Origin of the sequence: Aquimarina sp. I32.4, assembly GCF_002924285.1 — a bacterium.
Lineage (GTDB): Bacteria > Bacteroidota > Bacteroidia > Flavobacteriales > Flavobacteriaceae > Aquimarina.
In genome coordinates this window covers 33,894-53,958 of the sequence record NZ_PGUB01000022.1, presented here as the reverse complement: position 1 = coordinate 53,958, position 20,065 = coordinate 33,894, and the positions used below count along the sequence as shown (strand labels likewise).

Below are 20,065 nucleotides of genomic sequence, written 5' to 3'. Positions count from 1 at the left end.
CTAAAATAGAAACTCCGCAATTAGCTATAAATCTAATTCTTGAACAGCATCAAAGATACATCAAACAACTACTAAGAGACCAAGAAAAGAACAATCAAACCTAAGATGACAAAGTAGGAGTATAACTGGTATAATCATATTTTTTTTGACCTCAAGAAATCTGGTCATTAAAACCCTTTCTAAATGTATAGTCAGGGTTTTTGATTTATAATTTATTTGGTGTAATACATTACCGCCTTAGTTATTAAGGTTTGTTCTGTGTATATAGATCTATTCTAAAAAATCAATACTTAAAATAATAAAAGAGAGATACAGTTCAACGACCCAAAACGATGATCTGGCAATATTACCTACCTAGAGAGGGGGATAAATGGGATATTGCAACCATAATAATACAAACAAAACTATATCATGAAAACGCAACCTCAAAAAAGTGAAAGACTACATTCTTTAGATTCTTTAAGATCAATTATGATGCTATTAGGATTGGTTATTCACTCCGCTATTACGTATGGCGTCCATAATTATGGCAATGATTGGATTCTAAAAGATACTGGAGCTATGCACATCTCTAATGACTTAATTGTTGTATTGATTCACTTTTTTAGAATGCCAATATTCTTTCTAGTCGCTGGCTTTTTTGGATCGATGTTGTTTTATAAAAGAGGCTACCTAAAAATGATGAAAAATAGAATCTCAAGAATAGTACATCCTTTTATTGTTTTTATACTGTTATTATGGCCCATTCTTTATTTTTCTATGGGGTATACCGCTGAAGTACTTGCAGGGAATAAAGATGCTTTTGCAGAGACAATTGCTCACTTTTCCAATCCTATCATGTTTATCCCACAACTTACCTATCATTTGTGGTTCTTATACTATCTGATACTGATAACAGTTTGTTCAGTCCTACTTGCTCTATTGGTCAAAAAAACACCAAATGTTTCAAAAATGGTATCCAAGGTATTTAATTGGACCTTTCAAAAACCATTCTTACGTGTAATCGTTTTCGCTAGTTTGACTTGGTTCACATATTTAATTGTTGGCACTACTATAATAGAGGCTCCTTTTTCTTTTGTGCCTAAAATTGACACATTTCTTTTCTACTTCTATTTCTATATCGCTGGTTGGGTTTTATTCAAGTCAAAACATCTATTAAATAGTATGATGCGATTAGATTGGGCTAGTACTATTTTGGGGATTATATCTTTTTTAGGCTGTATTGTTGCAGGACCATCATTAAGCTATGAATGGGTTATTCTTTTGCAATCATTGATTATTTGGCTATTTATTTTTGGAATTATTGGCTTGTTTATTCGTTATGGTAGTACTTACTCGCCAAAGATGCGATATATTTCTGATGCATCTTATTGGGTGTATTTGGTTCACTTACCACTTACTGCTATAATTCCAGGTTTTCTATATGATTGGGATATGCCTGCAACCATTAAATTCTTAACAGTATTAATTAGCACGACTACTATATGCTTTGTTACCTACCATTTTCTAGTTAGGGCTTCATTTATTGGAAAATTCTTAAATGGTAGAAAATACCCAAATAAGTTTTCAAGTAGTAAAAAGGAAAGAATACCATCTATTTCAAAACCTATTCTTGAAAAGTAAAATCTAATTTAACACTGTCAAAGTTTAAATAAACGTTTTTCGATTTAATTGAACTTTGACAGTATTAAGAAACCATTGGTTTTGCAGGATACTAAGGAAAGAATGCTCTCACTTATTCAGGGATTGTACCTTTTAAAAGATCACTTGCTTGATTTATTATTTGGGTCTGAGGTTCTCAATAATCTTTGCATCGACCTACATTCTATCATAGGGAGGGTCACAACGGGGCAATGGGAAAGATGGAGTACTATAATACTCCCCATTTTTAAGACAGCGACTTAAATTGTAAATTTAATGCTGTACATATGAAAAACTCGAGAAGAAAATTTAGTTCCTCTTTTAAAGTGAAAGTTGTTTTAGAAGCGATCAAGGATCAACTTACTTTACAGGAAATAGCCTCAAAGTTTGATATTCATCCTACCCAAATATCCACATGGAAGCGAGAATTTATAGAGAATTCTTCAAAAGCTTTTGATTCAAAAACCAAATCAGAAGAAATGGATAAGGAAAAAAGTGCTCTTTATAGTAAAATTGGTCAATTACAAGTGGAGAATGATTTTTTAAAGAAAGTCTTGGACAAATGAGCACTACCCAAAAACGGCAAAGGGTTGTAAAAACCCATCTAGGTCTAAGTCTTAACCAACAATGTAAGCTATTGGAAATCCATCGTTCAGGACTTTATTATAATCATAAGAGGGAAAGTCTATGGAATTTAAAGCTGATGAAAGAGATCGATAAGTATTTTTAGGAACATCCCTACTATGGTGTGGAACGTATGACTGATTATCTTAATCTGGATTTAGGGTATCGTGTCAATATCAAGAGAATACCAAGGCTCTATAAGTTAATGGGACTTCAAACTATCTACGCTAAACCAAAAACAACCATTAGGGATAAAACCAATTATATATCCGTACCTATTGAAAAACCTTAAGATTGATCAAGTCAATCAAGTTTGGTAAACTGATATCACGTATATCCCAATGTTTCGTGGATTTATGTATATGGCAGCAATCATTGATGTACATAGTCAGAAAATATTGAATTGGAGTATTTCTAATTCAATGAGTACTGAGTGGTGTACCGAACTATTGAATGATACTGTTATGTAATATGGAGCACCGAAAATCCATAATTCAGATCAAGGTTCACAATACACCAGTGATTTTTATATAGCTGCTCTAAAGAGGTTTTGGAAATCCTTGAAATATGAAAAAATCTACCTTAACCCTCCTAATGGTGGATTAGATTTATATCAAAAAGTAAAAGAATATATTGAATTCTATAACAATAAAAGAAGGCATACTGAAATAGAAAAAGTACCTCCAAATCAAATATTTTATCAAAAACAAATGGCATCTTAATAATTTGAAAATAACTTTATCCTGTCCTAAGTATTGGGAGAGTATCATAGTATGAGTAGAAAAGGGAATTGTAGGGATAATGCAGTAGCTGAGAGTTTCTTTAAAACCATCAAACATGAATGGCTAAACAGATATAAATTTAATAATCAAAAGCAGTTATATTACGCTATCGATAAATATATTAAATGGTATAATACCAAAAGAACACACTCTTCTTTAAAGTATTTAACTCCCTTGGAAAAGGAAATCAATTTGAACAATTATAAATATAAAAATGCGGCTTAATGAAAATTTGTGCCAAATTTATTAGGTAGTCCAATCCCTAACTATCAATCCATCTTACTGAATATTGCTTTAACATTCTTGCTTCTTTTTTCATCTGTATCTATAGAAATTGTCTTATTGAATAATGCTATAGGTTTTTCTTTATCTCCTACTTTTTTAATCCCCATTATTCATAGAATGATATAAAAAAAGAAGCTGCCTAGATATGACAGCTTCTTTTTTTATATCAAATTATAAGTTAATCGATAGATTATTTTTTCACGAAAGAGGTAGTGTAACTAGCTCCATTCGAAATAACTTTTAAGGTATAAATACCTGTTTGTAATTTTGTAATATTTATGTCTGACTTATATTTTCCTTGTAGTACTGTTTTACCAAACATATCTATAATATTGAATATTGCTTTCTCTGCTGGATTAAAAAGAATATGTATTTCTTTATTTGCAGGGACAGGATATACAGAAATTTTATCCTTTGGTGGGACAATTTTATTGGATTTATTAGCGCTACAAGATGATATAAATTTCCATCCTCTAAAAGTAAGTTCCCATAAATCTCCTCTGTGTACTACTCTATCTCCTGGTTGGTATGATGCGTCTGGACTCCATGACGCTACACCACTACAAATATCGCCAGGATCTCCTGATAATGTAGACGCTATAATTATATTACTAAACTCTGATTTGTTTCCAACCGCATCTATTGCTAATACTTTAAAAGTATATTCTGTACCAGCTGTTAAACTTACTGCTTGATATCTTGTTTCTGCTACAGTAGCAATCATCGTATTTGCACGATATATCTCATAACCAGTTACACCAACATTGTCTGTAGATGCTGTCCAATCCAGATTAATAGTTGTTTGTGTCGCATTACTGGCAGTCAAATTTGTAGGCTTTGTAGGAGCTACAGTATCTGTATTTCCAGATTCTGTATAAGGTTTAATACCTGTTTGTCTTTCGATCCAAGATGCGGCATTAGCAACATTCCCCCAAAAGCCATAATCTGTACAAGGGGTTCCTTCTCCTCCACTCACTGCTCCAACCAAAATTCTTTCAGACCTATTACTGTTATATACAACTAGCGGACCACCACTATCTCCTCTACATACCATTCTTCCTTCTGTTTCTTCAGCTCTAATTCGTTCATCAGATAATTGAACAACTCCAAATTTTAATGATGCTCCTTGCAAATGATCAGGAGAACCACCATTAGGCCCTAATTGTCCCCAACCTGTAGCATAACTCTCCTTACCTTGCCTAACGTATCCTGCTGTAAAAACATCTGCCGATGCATACTTGATTGCCTTGGCATATCTACCGGATAAGTCTAATGGAGTGTCTAACTCTAATAGACTTAAATCACATCCTGAGCACGGAAACTTAATAACTCTTTTTACAGTAGATGTCTGTCCTGTAGATCTGTCACTTCTTTTGGTATATCCAACCCCTATTCTTCTTCCTACAATTCCTCCAACACAATGTTCTGCGGTAAGAATCCAAGTAGGTCCAATAATAGTACCGCCACAACCTCCTAAATCGGCTTGGTACGGATGATTTTCAATTAAAACATCTTCTCCATTTTTTATTTTTGCAACGTTAGGCAGATTATTTTCAGACTCTGGTTTTACCTGAGCTTGCAATTCTGTAACAGATAAAGAAATAACTAAACTTAAAATAAGTAAATAAATTTTTTTCATGATTTCTAATTTTTAAATTAAAATGATTTATTCTACTTAAACACATCTTGTTGCAAATTATTTTGAAGACAAATTTTACTTATAATTAAAAAAGTGTAAGATTTAACTTCTAAAATGAAAAATGATAGAGAATAATGGATATTTGTCTATAATTCTTGTACTTATATCCGAATTCTAAACTAGAAACATTGCTTAAATGCATAGATAAAAACAAACGTAATTAACTATAATTTAGCTTTTTAACCTATTCCTACAATGGTTTTGTTAAACAATAAAAACAAGTGTTTTTTCTCGTTGAAATCACACATAAAAACATCGTAATTAGTAGGGTTTAATATTCTTTTCAAGTTTAGGAAAGTATGCTTATTTAATAAACTAGGAATTGTAATAGCCAAATATGCTATTTCTATTAAAAAAGTGTATAAAAATAATCTAAATGAATCGTTGAAATAGAGCAATAAATAATTGTAAGTACTATAGAACTAAGTATAAAAAAAGAAAAGCGGGTTTTATCCCGCTTAAAAATTTTTGACATCCAGAAATCAATCTAACAACAAGACCATTTTCCTGTAGATGGATTATACATTGCTACTAATGGATAAGGACAAATAGGAGCCCTACCTCCATTAATTGCTGTTTGCTCATTTTTACTTAAAGCCGTACCTAAATTTGAAATGTTTGTTAACATAATAATTAAAGTTTTAAGATTTATTCTAAAATAAGCAAATTAAATTGGAAAACGGGGAAATAATAGACAAATAACTTTAGTTTTTATAACTTAAACATACTATTTATAGTTTATATACAAACCTAATTTCAAAACATTTACAAATTATTAAATCATACAAACCTTCCTTTTTACTATGATTCATAAAACAATTCAATAGACATGTCATTTTTTTGTTAACCATATTTTAATAGTATCTAAATTTCCTACATACCTTATTTATTGTACTACTATAGAAAAAAGGATTACATCCATTTATTTCATTTCTAGATGGTATCTTTGCCTTAGTAATTACAAATTTTACGTTAAATAGCCATCAGCTTCTATGCCTTTTAAAAAATTACATTCCGATATACAAGATAAGTTAGAGTTTTTAGAAATAATAACACCTACTCCTTTTCAAAGCAAGAGTATCCCTGTAATAAAAAGTGGTGCTAATCTTTTTTGTACAGCCCCAAAAAATAGCGGAAAAACGACCACACTTATACTTACTACTTTGCAAAAATTAAAATGTGAGGCAGTTGGAAATGCTCCAAGAGCTGTTGTTCTCGTAGAAAATAAAGAAAGAGCATTAGAGTTATACGATGCTTTTTTAGAATATACTAAACATAATTCGTTACGAGTATATGTAGGGTATGAACAACTTCATATTGATGTACAAAAATCGGAAATATTTATGGGTATAGATATTCTTATTTCTACGCCCAAGACAATGAATAAGTTATTTTTATTAAATGGTGTGAGCATCTCCCAATTAAAAATATTTAGTATAGATGATGCAGAATTTCTAATTCAAAAATTGACATATACTGCTCTTATTTCGATTACTCAAAGTATAAAAAAATGCCAGTTTGTAATATACTCAGAAAAAATGCATCCAAAATTAAAACGTTTTGAGTCATATTTTATGGAACACTCCAAAATAATCTCTATTTAAAAATATTAATGACTTAGTATGATTCGGTTTTATAACCTTTTTTTAGATTTAAAATCTGCCAATAATAGCCTACCATTTACTGAAGTGTATTTTTTAAAGTTCAAACGCAAGTATACTTTATAAACATATTATATAATAACAAAAAATAAGATATATGATTATACCTAAGTTACATTATATCTCTCAGGGAAACTCTACAAAAGAACATCTAGAAAATATACAAAAAGCGTGTACATCTGGTGTAGAATTGGTACAATTACGTTTAAAAAATGTGTCAGAAAAAAAACTTTTAAAATTTTCCAAAGAAGCTAGAGAGATCACATCTCATTTTCAAACCAGACTAATTATTAATGAGCATTATAAAATAGCAAAAGAAGTTAAAGCAGATGGTGTTCATCTAGAAGAAATAGCCTCCTGCCCTACCAAAACTAGACAACATTTATACACTTGGCAAATCATTGGCGGAACAGCAAATACCTTACAAGATTGTAAAACATTAATTGATAAAGACGTTGATTATATAAGTATAGGTCTCTTTAGGTCTACAGCAACCACAGATAGTTTAAATCCAGTTTTAGGTTTAAATGGTTTTACTGCAATTACAAAAGCCTTAAAAACAAAAACACCAATCATTGGCATTGGTGGCATAACGGTTAAAGATGTTACAGACATATTAGAAACAGGTATTTCTGGAATTGCTGTATCCCAAGAAATTACCAACAATTTTAATACTATTAGAACATTTAATCAATTACTAAATGCTTCTTCAACAGAAGAACAACGTTATACATTTAAATAAACCTGAAATAATTTTAAAAGCTTTATAGTCTATAGAATAGTTATTCTTACTTTTTTCTTTTTTAATCGAGAGTTGTTTAATTTCTCCACCAATTCATCAGCAATGGTAAGAGGAACGGCCACAAATGCACAATCTGATTTTAGCTCAATAGTTCCTAATTGATCTTTATTAACACCACCTTGTTTAAAAAACAAACCAGCTATATCACCTTTAGAAATTTTATCTTTTCTTCCACCTGAAATAAATAAAGTTTCCCAAAACTGTGGTTTAAGAGAGGCCTTCTTAGAAATATTTATGCCTTTAATATTTTTAATAAATTCAGGTAGCAATTCATTTTCCCATTTTAAAATATAAGCTGTTCCTTTGGCATTGACTCTAGCTGTTCTACCATTTCTATGAATAAATTCTTCTTCATGTAGCGGTAATTCATAATGAATAATATATTTCATTTCCGGAATATCTATACCTCTCGCAGCTAAATCTGTAGCAATTAGCACTTGACATGTTCCGTTTCTAAATTTAATTAAAGCACGTTCTCTATCTTTTTGTTCCATACCACCAGAAAAACAAGCATGACCAATATTATTCTGCTCTAGAAAACTACTTACTTGGTTGATACTATTTCTTAAATTACAAAAAACAATTCCTGGTTCATTACCTATATATTGTATCAAATCCAACAAAGTTTTCAATTTGTTTTTATTTTGAGACACTACCGTTTTAATAGCTAGTTTGGATACTTTATTTTCTTTTAAATAATTGATGATATGGGGTGTATTTAGTCTAGCAAAACTAGGGATAGCAACACTTTGAGTAGCAGAAGTTAAGATACGCTTATTTATATTTGGTAGCTGACTTATGATAGCTTTCATTTCATCCTCAAAACCGATTTCTAAAGACTTATCAAATTCATCTAATATGAGTGTTTTAATACTAGCTTTAGAAAAACGATCATTATCAAAATGATCTAATATTCTACCAGGTGTTCCTATTAAAATAGCAGGCGTATGTTTAAGTTCAATTTTGTCTTTAGACATAGGTCTACCCCCATAAACTGCATTTATTTTATAACCAGAACCCATAGAACGAAAAACTTGTTCTATTTGAATTGCCAGTTCTCTTGATGGTACTAGTATTAATCCTTGGATATCTTTGGATTCAGAGTTTAAAACTTTTAATAGTGGTAATAAAAAAGCTAATGTTTTTCCTGTTCCTGTTGGTGATAATATTATAGTATTTGTTGATGCCTCAATTACTGAAACAGCTTCCTCTTGCATAGGATTCAAGGCATCAATATTTAATTTTATTAAAATATCAAGTTGATTTTTAATACTATTAGCCATAATGATTATTTCTTTTTATACTCTTTAGATAGTTTAGATTTTAAATAACTGGAATGAATTGTACTAAGCCTTACTAAATATGAATTCCTACGATTTTTATTATAAAATATTTGCAGCAAAGATAACTACACTTTGTTTACAAAAACGGATAAAACATTAATTATGATTTGGGTTTTTAAAAACAAGAAATGACTAATAAAAAAGAGAGATCGCCCTTTACAGATGATCTCTCTTTTTCAAGAAAAAGCATGATTTGCTTAGTTTCATACTATCTCATCATTACTATTATTTCTTTTTTAAAAGACCTGCTATAAACAGAATTACAGAAGCCCCAATAACGCCTCTTAAAAGATCTCCTAAGACACCTCCCAACAAATGGATTCCTAAAGTTCTAAACAACCATCCTCCTAGCAACCCACCAATGATTCCTAAAATTATATTAATCAAAAGACCAAACCCTCCACCTTTCATTAATTTTCCTGCTAGCCATCCTGCAACAGCTCCAATTAAAATAGAATACAATAATCCACCCATAATATATGTTTTTTAGTTTACCATCTAAAGGTAATAAATAATCTATTCACCAAAATACAATCACTTATTGCTTACTGTATTTTAAATATCCCTCTAGTGACCATATACTATATTGATATAATAACTAGGCTTTTATCTTGATTTTTCTTCAACAAAAAAGAGTGCCAATGGATGCATTGGAGCGTTTAGTAGCGCTCCTTCTATTATGTTTGTATTAATATTTAATCAAAAAAATGGATACGATAAAAAGTCAAAAATTCTGGAAACCTCTTTTAATTTTTATAATTCTATTAATTACTATTTTATTAACACGAGAATATTTCTCTCATAAATTGATAGAGAACGGAATAACTATTTATCAAACACATATCTATTTAGGTATTATTGCCAATGTGGTATTAATTATAATATCTTATTTTTTTATGTGTAAAAATAAACTTTTATCAATTGCAGGGGTAAAAGATAAAAAACTAAGAAAATCCACTCTTTTAATATTCCCTTTAATTTATCTAGTATTATTAAATATACTTCTTTTGGAAGAGATTAATACAAGTCATCTTCCTTTACTTCTTATATATTGCATATCTATAGGTTTTGCAGAAGAATTTAGTATCAGAGGGAGTATTCAATCATATTTAATTAAGTATTTAGGGACTAGTAATAAAAGTGTAATCTGGTCTATCCTTGCTTCGTCAGTTTTCTTTGGATTATTACATCTATTCAAATTTGATAAAGGTTTGTATGGTGAGTTATCTCAGGTTTTTTTTGCCACATTTATAGGAATAATGTTTGGTGTTTTATTGGTTATTACCAAAAGTATTTACCCCTTAATTATTATCCATACTCTTATAGATTTTACAGGAAAACTAGATACAGCAGGATACCCTGTTAAAAAACATATCAGTGAACCAACATCATTAGAGAATAGTATCCTTATAGTTTTACTAGTATTACCATGTTTGATCTACGCATTATTCATAATAAGAAAAAGAAACCTGACTAAGGTATAATAGAATAATTGTTATACAGAATGATAGTCTAAAAATACTTTTTCATCAGTAAAAAAAAGGATATTTTTATTAATGTAATCCATCAGTTATTTTGAACACACTTTTTTAGAGCAATAAAAAACCCGAAGTCTTTTTAAAGAACTCCAGATTTTATGTTACTAATATACTTTGACTATAACTTTCTTCTTCTTTTTTCTTGAGAAAGTAAATTAAGCTCTCTACTTGTTTGTCCTGCTACCGATGTATTTTCTTCTGCTCTACGAATCAAATACGGCATTACATCACGTACAGGTCCAAAGGGTAAATATTTTGCTACATTATACCCTGCTTCTGCAACATTAAAACTAATATGATCACTCATACCATATAATTGACCAAACCAAACTCTAAAATCATTTTTGTCAATAGTAAGCTCGTTCATTAATTTCATTGCCAAGTAACTACTATGCTCATTATGAGTTCCTATAAAGACAGAAATATCATCTATATTATTCAAAATATAGTGCATCGTAGTATCAAAATTCTGATCAGTATGTTCTTTATCTTTACAAATAGGAGTTGGATATCCTTTTTCTTTTGCTCGATCATTTTCTTTTTCCATATAGGCTCCACGAACGATCTTTACACCAATTTTAAAGTCATATACTTTAGCTTCTTCATGTAGTTTCTTTAAATAATCAAGGCGATCATGTCGATATAATTGTAATGTATTATATACAATAGCTTTTTCTTTATTGTATTTACGCATCATTCTGGCAACCAAATCATCTGCAGCATCTTGCATCCAACTTTCTTCACCATCAATCAATAAAGCTACATCGCAATCATAGGCTTTTTTGCATACCATATCAAACCGTTCTTCAATACGTTGCCATTCTGCCTCCTCTTCTGCTGTCATTGGAGTACCTTCTGTTTTCTTTTGCCAGACCGAAAAACGACCAAATCCTGTAGGTTTAAAAACACCAAATGGCATAGCATCTTTTTGATCTGCAAATTCCAAAAGTTTCATGGTTTTATCCAATACAGCATCAAACTGCGCTTCTTCTTCTTTGCCTTCTACAGAATAATCTAATACAGACGCTACTCGTTTTGTATACATCTTATCCACTACAGGCAAGCAGTCTTCTTCACTAACTCCTCCACAAAAATGATCAAAAACAGTGGCTCTAATTAACCCTTGAACAGGCAAATGTGCTTTTATTGCAAAATTAGTAACCGCAGTTCCTATTCGCACCAGAGGTTCATTAGAAATCATTTTAAACAGAAAATATGCTCTCTCTAACTCAGAGTCACTTTTCAAAGCGAATGCTGTTTCTGTATTATCGAACAAGTCGTTTTGTTTCATCAAGAATTAATTTTAAGAATCTTTAATTTAAAAGTTGTATTCATACTAATAAAATCAATTTATATGAATACAAATACACTTATTTTAAGATATGTGCAAATATAGAACTTGCAAGTTTATTTTATTATAAATTCTGCTTAATTTCGCTTCTTATAATTTTATACCATATGAAGCCCATAGTTTCAAAAGATTCAATCGTATATTTTGGTCAAGAATGTTATACTGCTTTAAATACTTATTTAGCAAAAGCCAACCATTCAAAAATATGCATTCTAGTAGATGACAATACTCATGAATACTGTTTATCGTTATTAATGAGTAAAATTGAAAAAGAATACGATATAGAGGTTATAGAAATAGAAAGTGGAGAAATTCATAAAAATATTGAAACCTGTAGTGGAGTATGGAATGTACTATCAGAATTGGGGATGGACAGAAAGAGCCTAATGATCAATCTAGGAGGTGGTGTGATCACAGATTTAGGAGGTTTTATAGCATGTACCTATAAAAGAGGTATTAGTTACATCAATATTCCTACATCACTCCTTGCTATGGTAGATGCATCCGTAGGAGGAAAAACAGGTGTAGACTTAGGGAATCTAAAAAATATGATAGGTGTTATCAGTGAATCTGAAATGGTTTTGGTTGACACAGAGTATCTTTCTACACTACCTACAAATCAAATGTGTAGTGGTTTTGCAGAAATGTTGAAACATGGATTAATTCAAGATAAATCATATTGGGATAAAATAAGTGATCTTTCTCAATTAACCCTAGAGGATCTGGATCTAATGATTTATGATTCTGTAGTAATCAAAAATAAAATTGTTACTGAAGACCCTACTGAACAAAATATTAGAAAATATTTGAATTTTGGGCACACATTAGGACATGCAATAGAGTCATTCTATCTCACACATCCTGAAAAGCCTACATTGTTACACGGAGAAGCTATTGCTATAGGAATGATTATGGAGGCATTTATTTCTACAGAATTACTGTCACTTACCAAAAATCAATTACAAAATATTAGTGAGATTATTCTCGCTACATTTCCTAAAATAGATATAAACCCTACAGATTATCAAAGTATTATATCATTGCTCATACACGACAAAAAGAATGAAAAAGGAAATATTTATTTTGTATTACTTTCTACCATTGGAGAAGCTAAATACAACTGTATTGTTCCTGATGAATTAATACTTCAATCTTTTGGGTATTATGCCTCATTATAAACAGAACGTAAGCTTAAAAAAATATTTTTTTGTTCTTTACAATCAAAAGTTCAATCATATTTATTCATAGTTAAAAACTCAAAAGAAGCCCCCTCACTAAATAAATATTTAATTTGTAGTAACTTAGTTGGAACAAAAAATATAAATATCTCTCTTGAAAAGAAAATTCTTAAAGCTTCTAAAAATACTTGTAATAAGCGTATTTACAATTATTAGTATCACTGGAGCTACCTTATACTTCTCACTACATGAAAAGCTTCCGGAAGGAAAAACAGGTATAGAAGCAGATAATTTTGCTTTAAAAATCCAAAAAGCAGTAAAACACAGTCAATATTTAAAGACAGAGTACTTGCAATGGACTTTTAGAAAGAAGAATCATTATTTATGGAATAAAAAAAACAATACCGTAGTTGTTGAGTTTGATGATCATAAAATATATTTAGATCTTAAGAATCCTAAAAAAAATAAAGTTCTAAGCTCTAAAAAATCTTCTAGAAAAATTATTAAAAAAGCAATCAACAATTTTTATAATGACTCTTTTTGGATAGTGGCTCCACACAAGCTCTTTGATCAAGGAACAGTTCGTAAATTAGTCACATTAGAAAATAACACTAAAGCTTTATTAGTTACATATTCTTCTGGTGGTAAAACACCTGGAGATTCATATCTATGGAAAGTAGATAGCAATTACCTACCTATAAGCTATAAAATGTGGGTTTCAATTATTCCAATAGGAGGTCTTGAGGCAACTTGGGAAAATTGGGATAGTACAGAAAGTGGTGCGTATTTGGCACAGCAACATAGATTATTAGGCTTTGGGATACCAATTACCAACCTAAAAGCATGGAGTAATCCCCGTAAACAAAAAGGGTGAAGCTTACACTCCACCCTCATTATAGCCCAAATTATAACATTTATTATTTTATAGATATCTTTTTGGTAGTTGTTCTCTTGGCATTTGACACCTGAACAAAATACATTCCTCGAGATAAGGCACTTACATCTATTGTATGCTGTGCTTTTCCTCCTGGAGAAGTACGTAACTCTATTTCTTTAAGTGTTCTACCATTAACATCCTTAATCGATAATTTAGAAGCACCATAGAATAAGTTCTTTATCTCTACAGTAAGAATATCATGCACAGGGTTAGGGTATGCAGATACATCAAGTTCTTTTGTGTTTTTACCATTCATTGGAGGAGAAATATTCTGCGAACGTGCTGCTCCACAAGCGCCCAAATTATTCCATCTAGCACCAGTCCACTCATATAAGCTACCTTCAAAAGTTACCTGATTACCAGCAGAATATGTTGTTGTAGATGACCACATAGCTATTCCTGCACATGGATCAGAAGGAGCACTAGGACATGCCCCAAGGTTATTCCAACTTGTTCCTGTCCATTCATACAAGCGACCTTGATACGTAACCCTATCTCCAGAAGAATACGTTACAGAAGCAGACCAAGGTCTCACCCCATCACATGAAGTTCCGCCACCACCAGAGCAATTATCTGTAGATGTATACTCATTTTGATTACACTGAATAGCAAAACTATCAACAGAGCTGTTTGTAGTATTTTTGACCTCCCAATTAGTTCCTACAGTAGTAGATACTTGTCTGGTTTGACCAGAGTTGATAGAGAATTGCGAAGCATTATTTCTAAAATACTGTAATGTACAATTCGTATTGTTTCTAAAAGTTACTGTAACAGCATCACCATTAGAGCAACCACCACCTCCACAAGTACCAACACAACTAGAGGAACTAATAAAATTACGCATTACATTTGCTGGTTGAGAACCAAAACCTTTGGTAAAGTTAATTCCAACATTTGTAAGATGACAATAACTCATTATAGTACCTCCACCAGATGGTATTGCAGGTTTAGCACATCCACCTTCTGTTGTATAACAACCATCAATAGCCGTATTATTACCGTTCCATCTACAAGCATGCGTATGATGAGAACCAAAATTATGTCCCAACTCATGAGCAACTACCCCTACAGACCATGAATATGTAGGAACATTACTATAATTTTTATCAATACCGGATACAGCATATTTACGTGATCCACATAATGCATTTACCCAGGCTACTCCGCCAGAAAAATTATATGTTACAAAATGACCAAGATCCCCATTAAAACTATTTTGGTTTCTATATGCTCTATAGCTATCTAGTGTATTACTAAACGGTTTTGAGGAAGTCCAAGTTTTCATTCCAGAAAGCTTGATTGTTATATTTTCATTAGAATACAATGTAGCAACCTGATTAAATACTGATTGAATAAAGTTTGAAGCCCCTTGACTCCCTCCCTTATCTTGAACAATATCTGTATCGATATCAAAGAATATTTCAGGGCATTTTGCAGCCGCTTTATTGTTTGCATTACCAAACAATTGTTCTTCTGTATACTCCTTCATATTCTCTTCTCCTACTAATCTACATGCAAATTCGTTGAGATAACTAATATCTTCATCTTGATATGCAATATGTGCCTTACTATGATCCAGTTGACCTATAACAAGGTTACCATGTCTTCCTTCTAGACTAACAACACCTGCTACTTCGTCGCCTGACAAACTTATCGCAGCAATAGAATTAGGGTTTCCTTTTACTACACCTCTATAATGAGAAATCGTTTTATCAGGAACTACTTTTTTTCCAGAAGGCATTTCTATAACCTCAAAATTCTCTGTGGTAATATCTACTTTAACCAACTCAAGAACAATAGCTGATTTTTGTCCTGGAATTTCTAAATTCATCGCTTCAGGAACATTTGATTTGAATGAGGCAAACTTTTGTGAATTCAAAGAGAATATAGTATACTCTTTTACTTCTTTAGGAATTTGAACATTTGCTTTTTGCTTAGTAGTTAAGCTAAACAAATTAACATCTTGAAAAGTGATTCCTTGAGATTTTTTTTGCGCCACAATATCACTTGGCTTATGCGGCTGTTGAGCATGCATAAAATTAATTACCAAAAAAAAGGTAATTGCAATTTTGAATATGTTATTCATCGTAATTAGTTTTTGTTTTGAAGAATTTCTATACCGATTAGTTTGGGCTATCTAAGTTTCTAATCAGAAAAACTTCAAAGAGTTTGTGAATTACTAATTTACTCATTTTAAGAACTTCTCAACAAAAGCTTCCGAAAACATAATTAAATTAAATTATACCCATTATTTTTGTTAATTTATTAAATAATAGATATTATAAATATGTTTTCCATAAAAAAAATGATAAAAATGATCATTATTAATTTTACTCTATTTAGTTGATTAGCCATTTTTCAATCATAAGCATCTGTATTATAGTCTTTTGTTTTATTTATTAATGCATTTAATAAATAAACCTTCTATCAAAACTTAATGTTTTGTATGAAAGAAAAATAGCACACGATTTAACATAACAAATCACCACAACCTCCTGTTTTAAAGCAACTTAGTTGCAAAACAGGTTCTTCATATTGTAGTTCGCCTTTTGCATTTGCAATATAAAATAGTGAATAGATAAAACCCAAACGAAACTCATTTTACAAACCGCGTACAAATACCTACATTTGCAATCTTGGTTAAAATTTTATGGTCACATCAGAAGAAAATATCAAAGTTTTAGGAGCGCGTGTTCATAATTTAAAAAATATTGACATCACAATACCTCGTGAAAAACTAGTGGTTATCACTGGATTATCTGGGTCAGGTAAATCATCTCTGGCATTTGATACAATATATGCAGAAGGTCAACGGCGATACATAGAAACTTTTTCTGCGTATGCAAGACAATTTCTAGGAGGATTAGAAAGACCTGATGTAGATAAGATAGACGGGCTCTCTCCAGTTATAGCAATAGAACAAAAAACAACTAGTAAGAGTCCTCGTAGTACAGTAGGTACGATTACAGAAATTTATGACTTTCTCAGGTTATTATTCTCTAGAGGAAGTGATGCCTATAGCTATAATACAGGAGAAAAAATGGTCAGCTATAGTGATGAGCAGATTAAAAACCTGATTTTAAAAGACTTTTTAGGTAAGAGAATAAATATACTAGCTCCTGTAGTAAGATCTAGAAAAGGACACTATAGAGAGCTTTTTGAGCAAATTGCAAAACAAGGTTTTGTAAAAGTTCGTACCGACGGAGAAATCAAAGATATTACCAAAGGAATGAAGCTTGATCGATACAAAACTCATGATGTTGAGATTGTAATTGACAGACTAGCTGTAAATGAAGAGCAAGAAAACTCTAAGCGTCTTATGGAAACTATTAATACAGCAATGTATCATGGTGACGACGTATTGATGATAATCGAACAGGAATCTCAAGAAGTGCGTTTCTTTAGTCGTAACTTGATGTGCCCTTCTAGTGGGATATCTTATCCCAATCCAGAGCCTAATAACTTCTCTTTTAATTCTCCAAAAGGGGCATGCTCTAAATGTAATGGGATTGGCAATCTCTATGAGGTAAATTTAAAAAAGATTATCCCCGACGATTCAAAGTCTATCAAAAATGGCGGATTAGCTCCGCAGGGGCCTCAAAAAAACAACTGGATATTTAAACAGCTAGAACTCATAGCACAACGATATAACTTTAAATTAAGCGATCCCATAAAAAAGATTCCAAAAGAAGCTATGCAAATTATTCTTTACGGAGGGAAAGAAAAGTTTACAGTTAACAGCAAAAGCCTTGGTGTTAAAAGAGATTATAAAATTGATTTTGAGGGAATAGCTACCTTTATAGAGAATACATATACCAATAATGATTCTACCTCATTAAAACGATGGGCAAAAGATTTTATGGATAATGTACAATGCCAATCTTGTGAAGGGTCAAGATTACGCAAAGAATCTTTATATTTCAAAGTTAATAATAAAAATATAGCAGAATTAGCTGCAATGGATATCATTGAACTCTCTAAGTGGTTCAAGGTACTCCCTAAACATTTAAGTGATAAACAAAATCAGATTTCAGGAGAGATTTTAAAAGAAATTAATGCAAGACTTCAATTTCTAATAGATGTAGGGCTTACCTATCTATCTTTGAATCGAAGTAGTAAATCTCTTTCTGGTGGAGAAGCACAACGTATTCGCTTGGCAACTCAAATTGGTTCGCAATTAGTTGGTGTACTGTATATTCTTGATGAACCTAGTATCGGGCTACATCAAAGAGATAATGAAAAACTAATTAATTCACTTATTCAACTACGAGATATAGGAAACTCTGTAATAGTAGTCGAGCATGATAAAGATATGATAGAAAAGGCCGATCATGTGATAGACATAGGGCCTTTGGCAGGAAAACATGGAGGAGAAATAATTAGCGAAGGGCCTCCAGAAGAATTACACCAACATGATACACTTACGGCAGCATATTTAAGTGGAAAAAAACAAATTGAAATTCCGCCTAAACGTAGAAAAGGAAACGGAAAAACAATTTCATTAAAAGGAGCTACCGGAAATAATCTAAAAAATGTTTCTATAGACATTCCTTTAGGAAAGATGATAGCAGTAACAGGAGTCTCTGGCAGTGGTAAATCCACTCTTATCAATGAGACCCTCTACCCTATTCTCAATGCCTATTATTTTAATGGAGTCAAAAAACCAATGCCTTATAAAAGTATCAAAGGGCTAGAACATGCAGATAAGGTCATTGATATTAACCAATCTCCAATTGGTAGAACACCAAGATCCAATCCTGCTACTTATACTGGTGTATTCTCAGAGATACGAAGCCTATTTGCCAAAACACCAGAAGCAATGATTCGTGGGTACAAACCAGGGCGGTTTAGTTTTAATGTAGCTGGCGGAAGATGTGAAACCTGTAAAGGAGGGGGATTACGGGTAATAGAAATGAATTTTCTACCAGATGTATATGTAGAATGCGAAACCTGCCAAGGAAAACGATTCAACAGAGAAACACTAGAAATACGATATAAAGGAAAATCAATTTCTGATGTATTAGAAATGACGATTAATGAATCTTGTTTGTTTTTTGAACATATTCCTAAAATCTCAAGAAAACTAAAAACAATACAAAACGTTGGTCTTGGGTATATAACGCTAGGACAGCAATCCACCACATTATCTGGAGGAGAAGCACAACGAATAAAATTAGCAACAGAATTATCTAAAAGAGATACAGGTAATACATTTTATATCCTTGATGAACCAACTACAGGTTTACATTTTGAAGATATACGTGTTCTCATGGAAGTATTAAATAAATTAGTAGATAAAGGAAATACTGTTTTGATTATTGAACACAATCTAGATGTAGTCAAAATGGCAGATCATATTATTGATATTGGTTACGAAGGAGGTAAAAATGGAGGAAAAGTAGTTGCCATTGGTACACCAGAGCAAATTGTAAAAGACAAAAAAAGTTATACAGCAAAATTCTTAAAGAAAGAATTAAACACATAGACCAACAAAGACAAAATTTATGAGAAAAGAACAACATCACAAAGGCTGGAATAGAATAAAAACAAATGATTCATGGGCAATCTTCAAAATTATGGGAGAATTTGTCAATGGATTTGAAAAGATGAGTAAAATAGGACCTTGTGTATCTATTTTTGGATCGGCACGAACAAAAACAGACGACAAATACTATAAATTGGCTGTAGATGTTGCTCAAAAAATTGTAAATCATGGATATGGTGTCATTACTGGTGGTGGTCCTGGTATTATGGAAGCTGGTAATAAAGGAGCGCACCTTGCAGGAGGAACCTCTGTTGGTCTTAATATAGATCTCCCTTTTGAACAGCATGATAATCCTTATATTGATAATGATAAAAGTCTTGACTTTGATTATTTCTTTGTGCGTAAAGTAATGTTTGTAAAATACTCTCAAGGATTTGTGGTAATGCCAGGAGGGTTTGGAACCTTGGATGAGTTATTTGAAGCAATAACATTAATACAAACCAAGAAAATAGCAAAATTTCCAATAATACTTGTAAGTACAGAGTTCTGGGGAGGACTTATTGATTGGGTAAAAAGTACGTTATTAGAAAAATTTGGAAATATCAGTTCAGGGGATATGGATTTGATTCATGTAGTAGACACTCCTGAAGAAGTATTACAAATTTTGGATAAATTCTATGGAGAATATAAGTTAAGTCCTAATTTCTAAAATATTTTACCATAAAACCAGTTATTAATA

At 31.5% G+C, this 20,065-nt stretch carries 18 protein-coding genes and 2 pseudogenes; 13 read left to right on the top strand and 7 right to left on the bottom strand.

The features are described 5' to 3' along the window. Positions 1-411 precede the first annotated feature (411 nt). From CVD18_RS07135 to CVD18_RS07115, 6 genes and pseudogenes are all read left to right on the top strand, one after another. Positions 412-1,623, top strand: coding sequence for an acyltransferase family protein (locus CVD18_RS07135; protein WP_103864754.1), 1,212 nt, complete (start codon positions 412-414; stop codon positions 1,621-1,623). Positions 1,624-1,928: 305 nt separating this feature from the next. Further along, complete coding sequence (locus CVD18_RS07130) at positions 1,929-2,207, top strand: transposase (protein ID WP_103864753.1); 279 nt, start codon at positions 1,929-1,931, stop codon at positions 2,205-2,207. A 179-nt stretch (positions 2,208-2,386) separates the two neighbouring features. Beyond that, positions 2,387-2,557, top strand: a pseudogene (locus tag CVD18_RS23490) (transposase); the annotation flags it as partial. A gap of 34 nt (positions 2,558-2,591) precedes the next feature. Continuing rightward, positions 2,592-2,735: a hypothetical protein gene (locus tag CVD18_RS23485; RefSeq protein ID WP_369858588.1), complete on the top strand. Its 144-nt coding sequence runs from the start codon at positions 2,592-2,594 to the stop codon at positions 2,733-2,735. 15 nt (positions 2,736-2,750) lie between these two features. Further along, on the top strand, positions 2,751-2,987 hold the full coding sequence (locus tag CVD18_RS07120) for an IS3 family transposase (protein ID WP_103864751.1): 237 nt from the start codon (positions 2,751-2,753) through the stop codon (positions 2,985-2,987). Positions 2,988-3,035: 48 nt separating this feature from the next. Then, a pseudogene (locus CVD18_RS07115) lies at positions 3,036-3,272 on the top strand (transposase); the annotation flags it as partial. Positions 3,273-3,316: 44 nt separating this feature from the next. On the opposite strand, the gene CVD18_RS23330 reads toward CVD18_RS07115, so the two are convergent. The 3 genes from CVD18_RS23330 to CVD18_RS22520 form a co-directional block, all read right to left on the bottom strand. After that, complete coding sequence (locus tag CVD18_RS23330; RefSeq protein WP_255409422.1) at positions 3,317-3,439, bottom strand: hypothetical protein; 123 nt, start codon at positions 3,437-3,439, stop codon at positions 3,317-3,319. Positions 3,440-3,522: 83 nt separating this feature from the next. Beyond that, a complete protein-coding gene (locus CVD18_RS07110; RefSeq protein ID WP_103864750.1) occupies positions 3,523-4,971 on the bottom strand; it encodes a trypsin-like serine protease in 1,449 nt (482 codons plus the stop codon). A gap of 547 nt (positions 4,972-5,518) precedes the next feature. Beyond that, complete coding sequence (locus CVD18_RS22520; RefSeq protein ID WP_158250405.1) at positions 5,519-5,659, bottom strand: hypothetical protein; 141 nt, start codon at positions 5,657-5,659, stop codon at positions 5,519-5,521. 364 nt (positions 5,660-6,023) lie between these two features. Here CVD18_RS22520 and CVD18_RS07105 point away from each other — a divergent pair, with 364 nt between their 5' ends. Together CVD18_RS07105 and CVD18_RS07100 are read left to right on the top strand one after the other, a co-directional pair. After that, positions 6,024-6,635, top strand: a complete 612-nt coding sequence (locus tag CVD18_RS07105; RefSeq protein ID WP_103864749.1) for a DEAD/DEAH box helicase — start codon at positions 6,024-6,026, stop codon at positions 6,633-6,635. A 154-nt stretch (positions 6,636-6,789) separates the two neighbouring features. Beyond that, a complete protein-coding gene (locus CVD18_RS07100; protein WP_103864748.1) occupies positions 6,790-7,434 on the top strand; it encodes a thiamine phosphate synthase in 645 nt (214 codons plus the stop codon). A 29-nt stretch (positions 7,435-7,463) separates the two neighbouring features. On the opposite strand, the gene CVD18_RS07095 is transcribed toward CVD18_RS07100, so the two are convergent. Next, positions 7,464-8,777, bottom strand: a complete 1,314-nt coding sequence (locus CVD18_RS07095; RefSeq protein WP_103864747.1) for a DEAD/DEAH box helicase — start codon at positions 8,775-8,777, stop codon at positions 7,464-7,466. A gap of 285 nt (positions 8,778-9,062) precedes the next feature. Next, entirely contained in the window at positions 9,063-9,311 is a 249-nt protein-coding gene (locus tag CVD18_RS07090) for a GlsB/YeaQ/YmgE family stress response membrane protein (protein ID WP_103864746.1), read from the bottom strand. 233 nt (positions 9,312-9,544) lie between these two features. Here CVD18_RS07090 and CVD18_RS07085 point away from each other — a divergent pair, with 233 nt between their 5' ends. Then, positions 9,545-10,321 carry a CPBP family intramembrane glutamic endopeptidase gene (locus tag CVD18_RS07085; protein ID WP_233194495.1) on the top strand — a complete coding sequence of 259 codons (777 nt, stop codon included), beginning with the start codon at positions 9,545-9,547 and terminating at the stop codon, positions 10,319-10,321. A 172-nt stretch (positions 10,322-10,493) separates the two neighbouring features. Here CVD18_RS07085 and CVD18_RS07080 read toward each other — a convergent pair whose 3' ends face one another. Further along, entirely contained in the window at positions 10,494-11,666 is a 1,173-nt protein-coding gene (locus CVD18_RS07080; protein WP_103864745.1) for a proline dehydrogenase family protein, read from the bottom strand. Positions 11,667-11,833: 167 nt separating this feature from the next. On the opposite strand from CVD18_RS07080, the gene aroB reads away from it, so the two are divergent. Together aroB and CVD18_RS07070 are read left to right on the top strand one after the other, a co-directional pair. Continuing rightward, positions 11,834-12,904 (top strand): 3-dehydroquinate synthase, encoded by a 1,071-nt coding sequence (gene aroB / locus CVD18_RS07075; protein ID WP_103864744.1) that lies wholly within the window; start codon positions 11,834-11,836, stop codon positions 12,902-12,904. A 154-nt stretch (positions 12,905-13,058) separates the two neighbouring features. Next, on the top strand, positions 13,059-13,778 hold the full coding sequence (locus tag CVD18_RS07070; protein WP_103864743.1) for a hypothetical protein: 720 nt from the start codon (positions 13,059-13,061) through the stop codon (positions 13,776-13,778). A 43-nt stretch (positions 13,779-13,821) separates the two neighbouring features. On the opposite strand, the gene CVD18_RS07065 is transcribed toward CVD18_RS07070, so the two are convergent. Beyond that, positions 13,822-15,927, bottom strand: a complete 2,106-nt coding sequence (locus CVD18_RS07065) for a M12 family metallo-peptidase (RefSeq protein ID WP_103864742.1) — start codon at positions 15,925-15,927, stop codon at positions 13,822-13,824. A 564-nt stretch (positions 15,928-16,491) separates the two neighbouring features. Between CVD18_RS07065 and uvrA the strand changes: the two genes are divergently transcribed. Both uvrA and CVD18_RS07055 read left to right on the top strand, forming a co-directional pair. Then, on the top strand, positions 16,492-19,326 hold the full coding sequence (gene uvrA / locus CVD18_RS07060) for an excinuclease ABC subunit UvrA (protein ID WP_103864741.1): 2,835 nt from the start codon (positions 16,492-16,494) through the stop codon (positions 19,324-19,326). Positions 19,327-19,345: 19 nt separating this feature from the next. Beyond that, positions 19,346-20,035, top strand: coding sequence for a TIGR00730 family Rossman fold protein (locus tag CVD18_RS07055; protein WP_103864740.1), 690 nt, complete (start codon positions 19,346-19,348; stop codon positions 20,033-20,035). Positions 20,036-20,065: the final 30 nt, after the last annotated feature.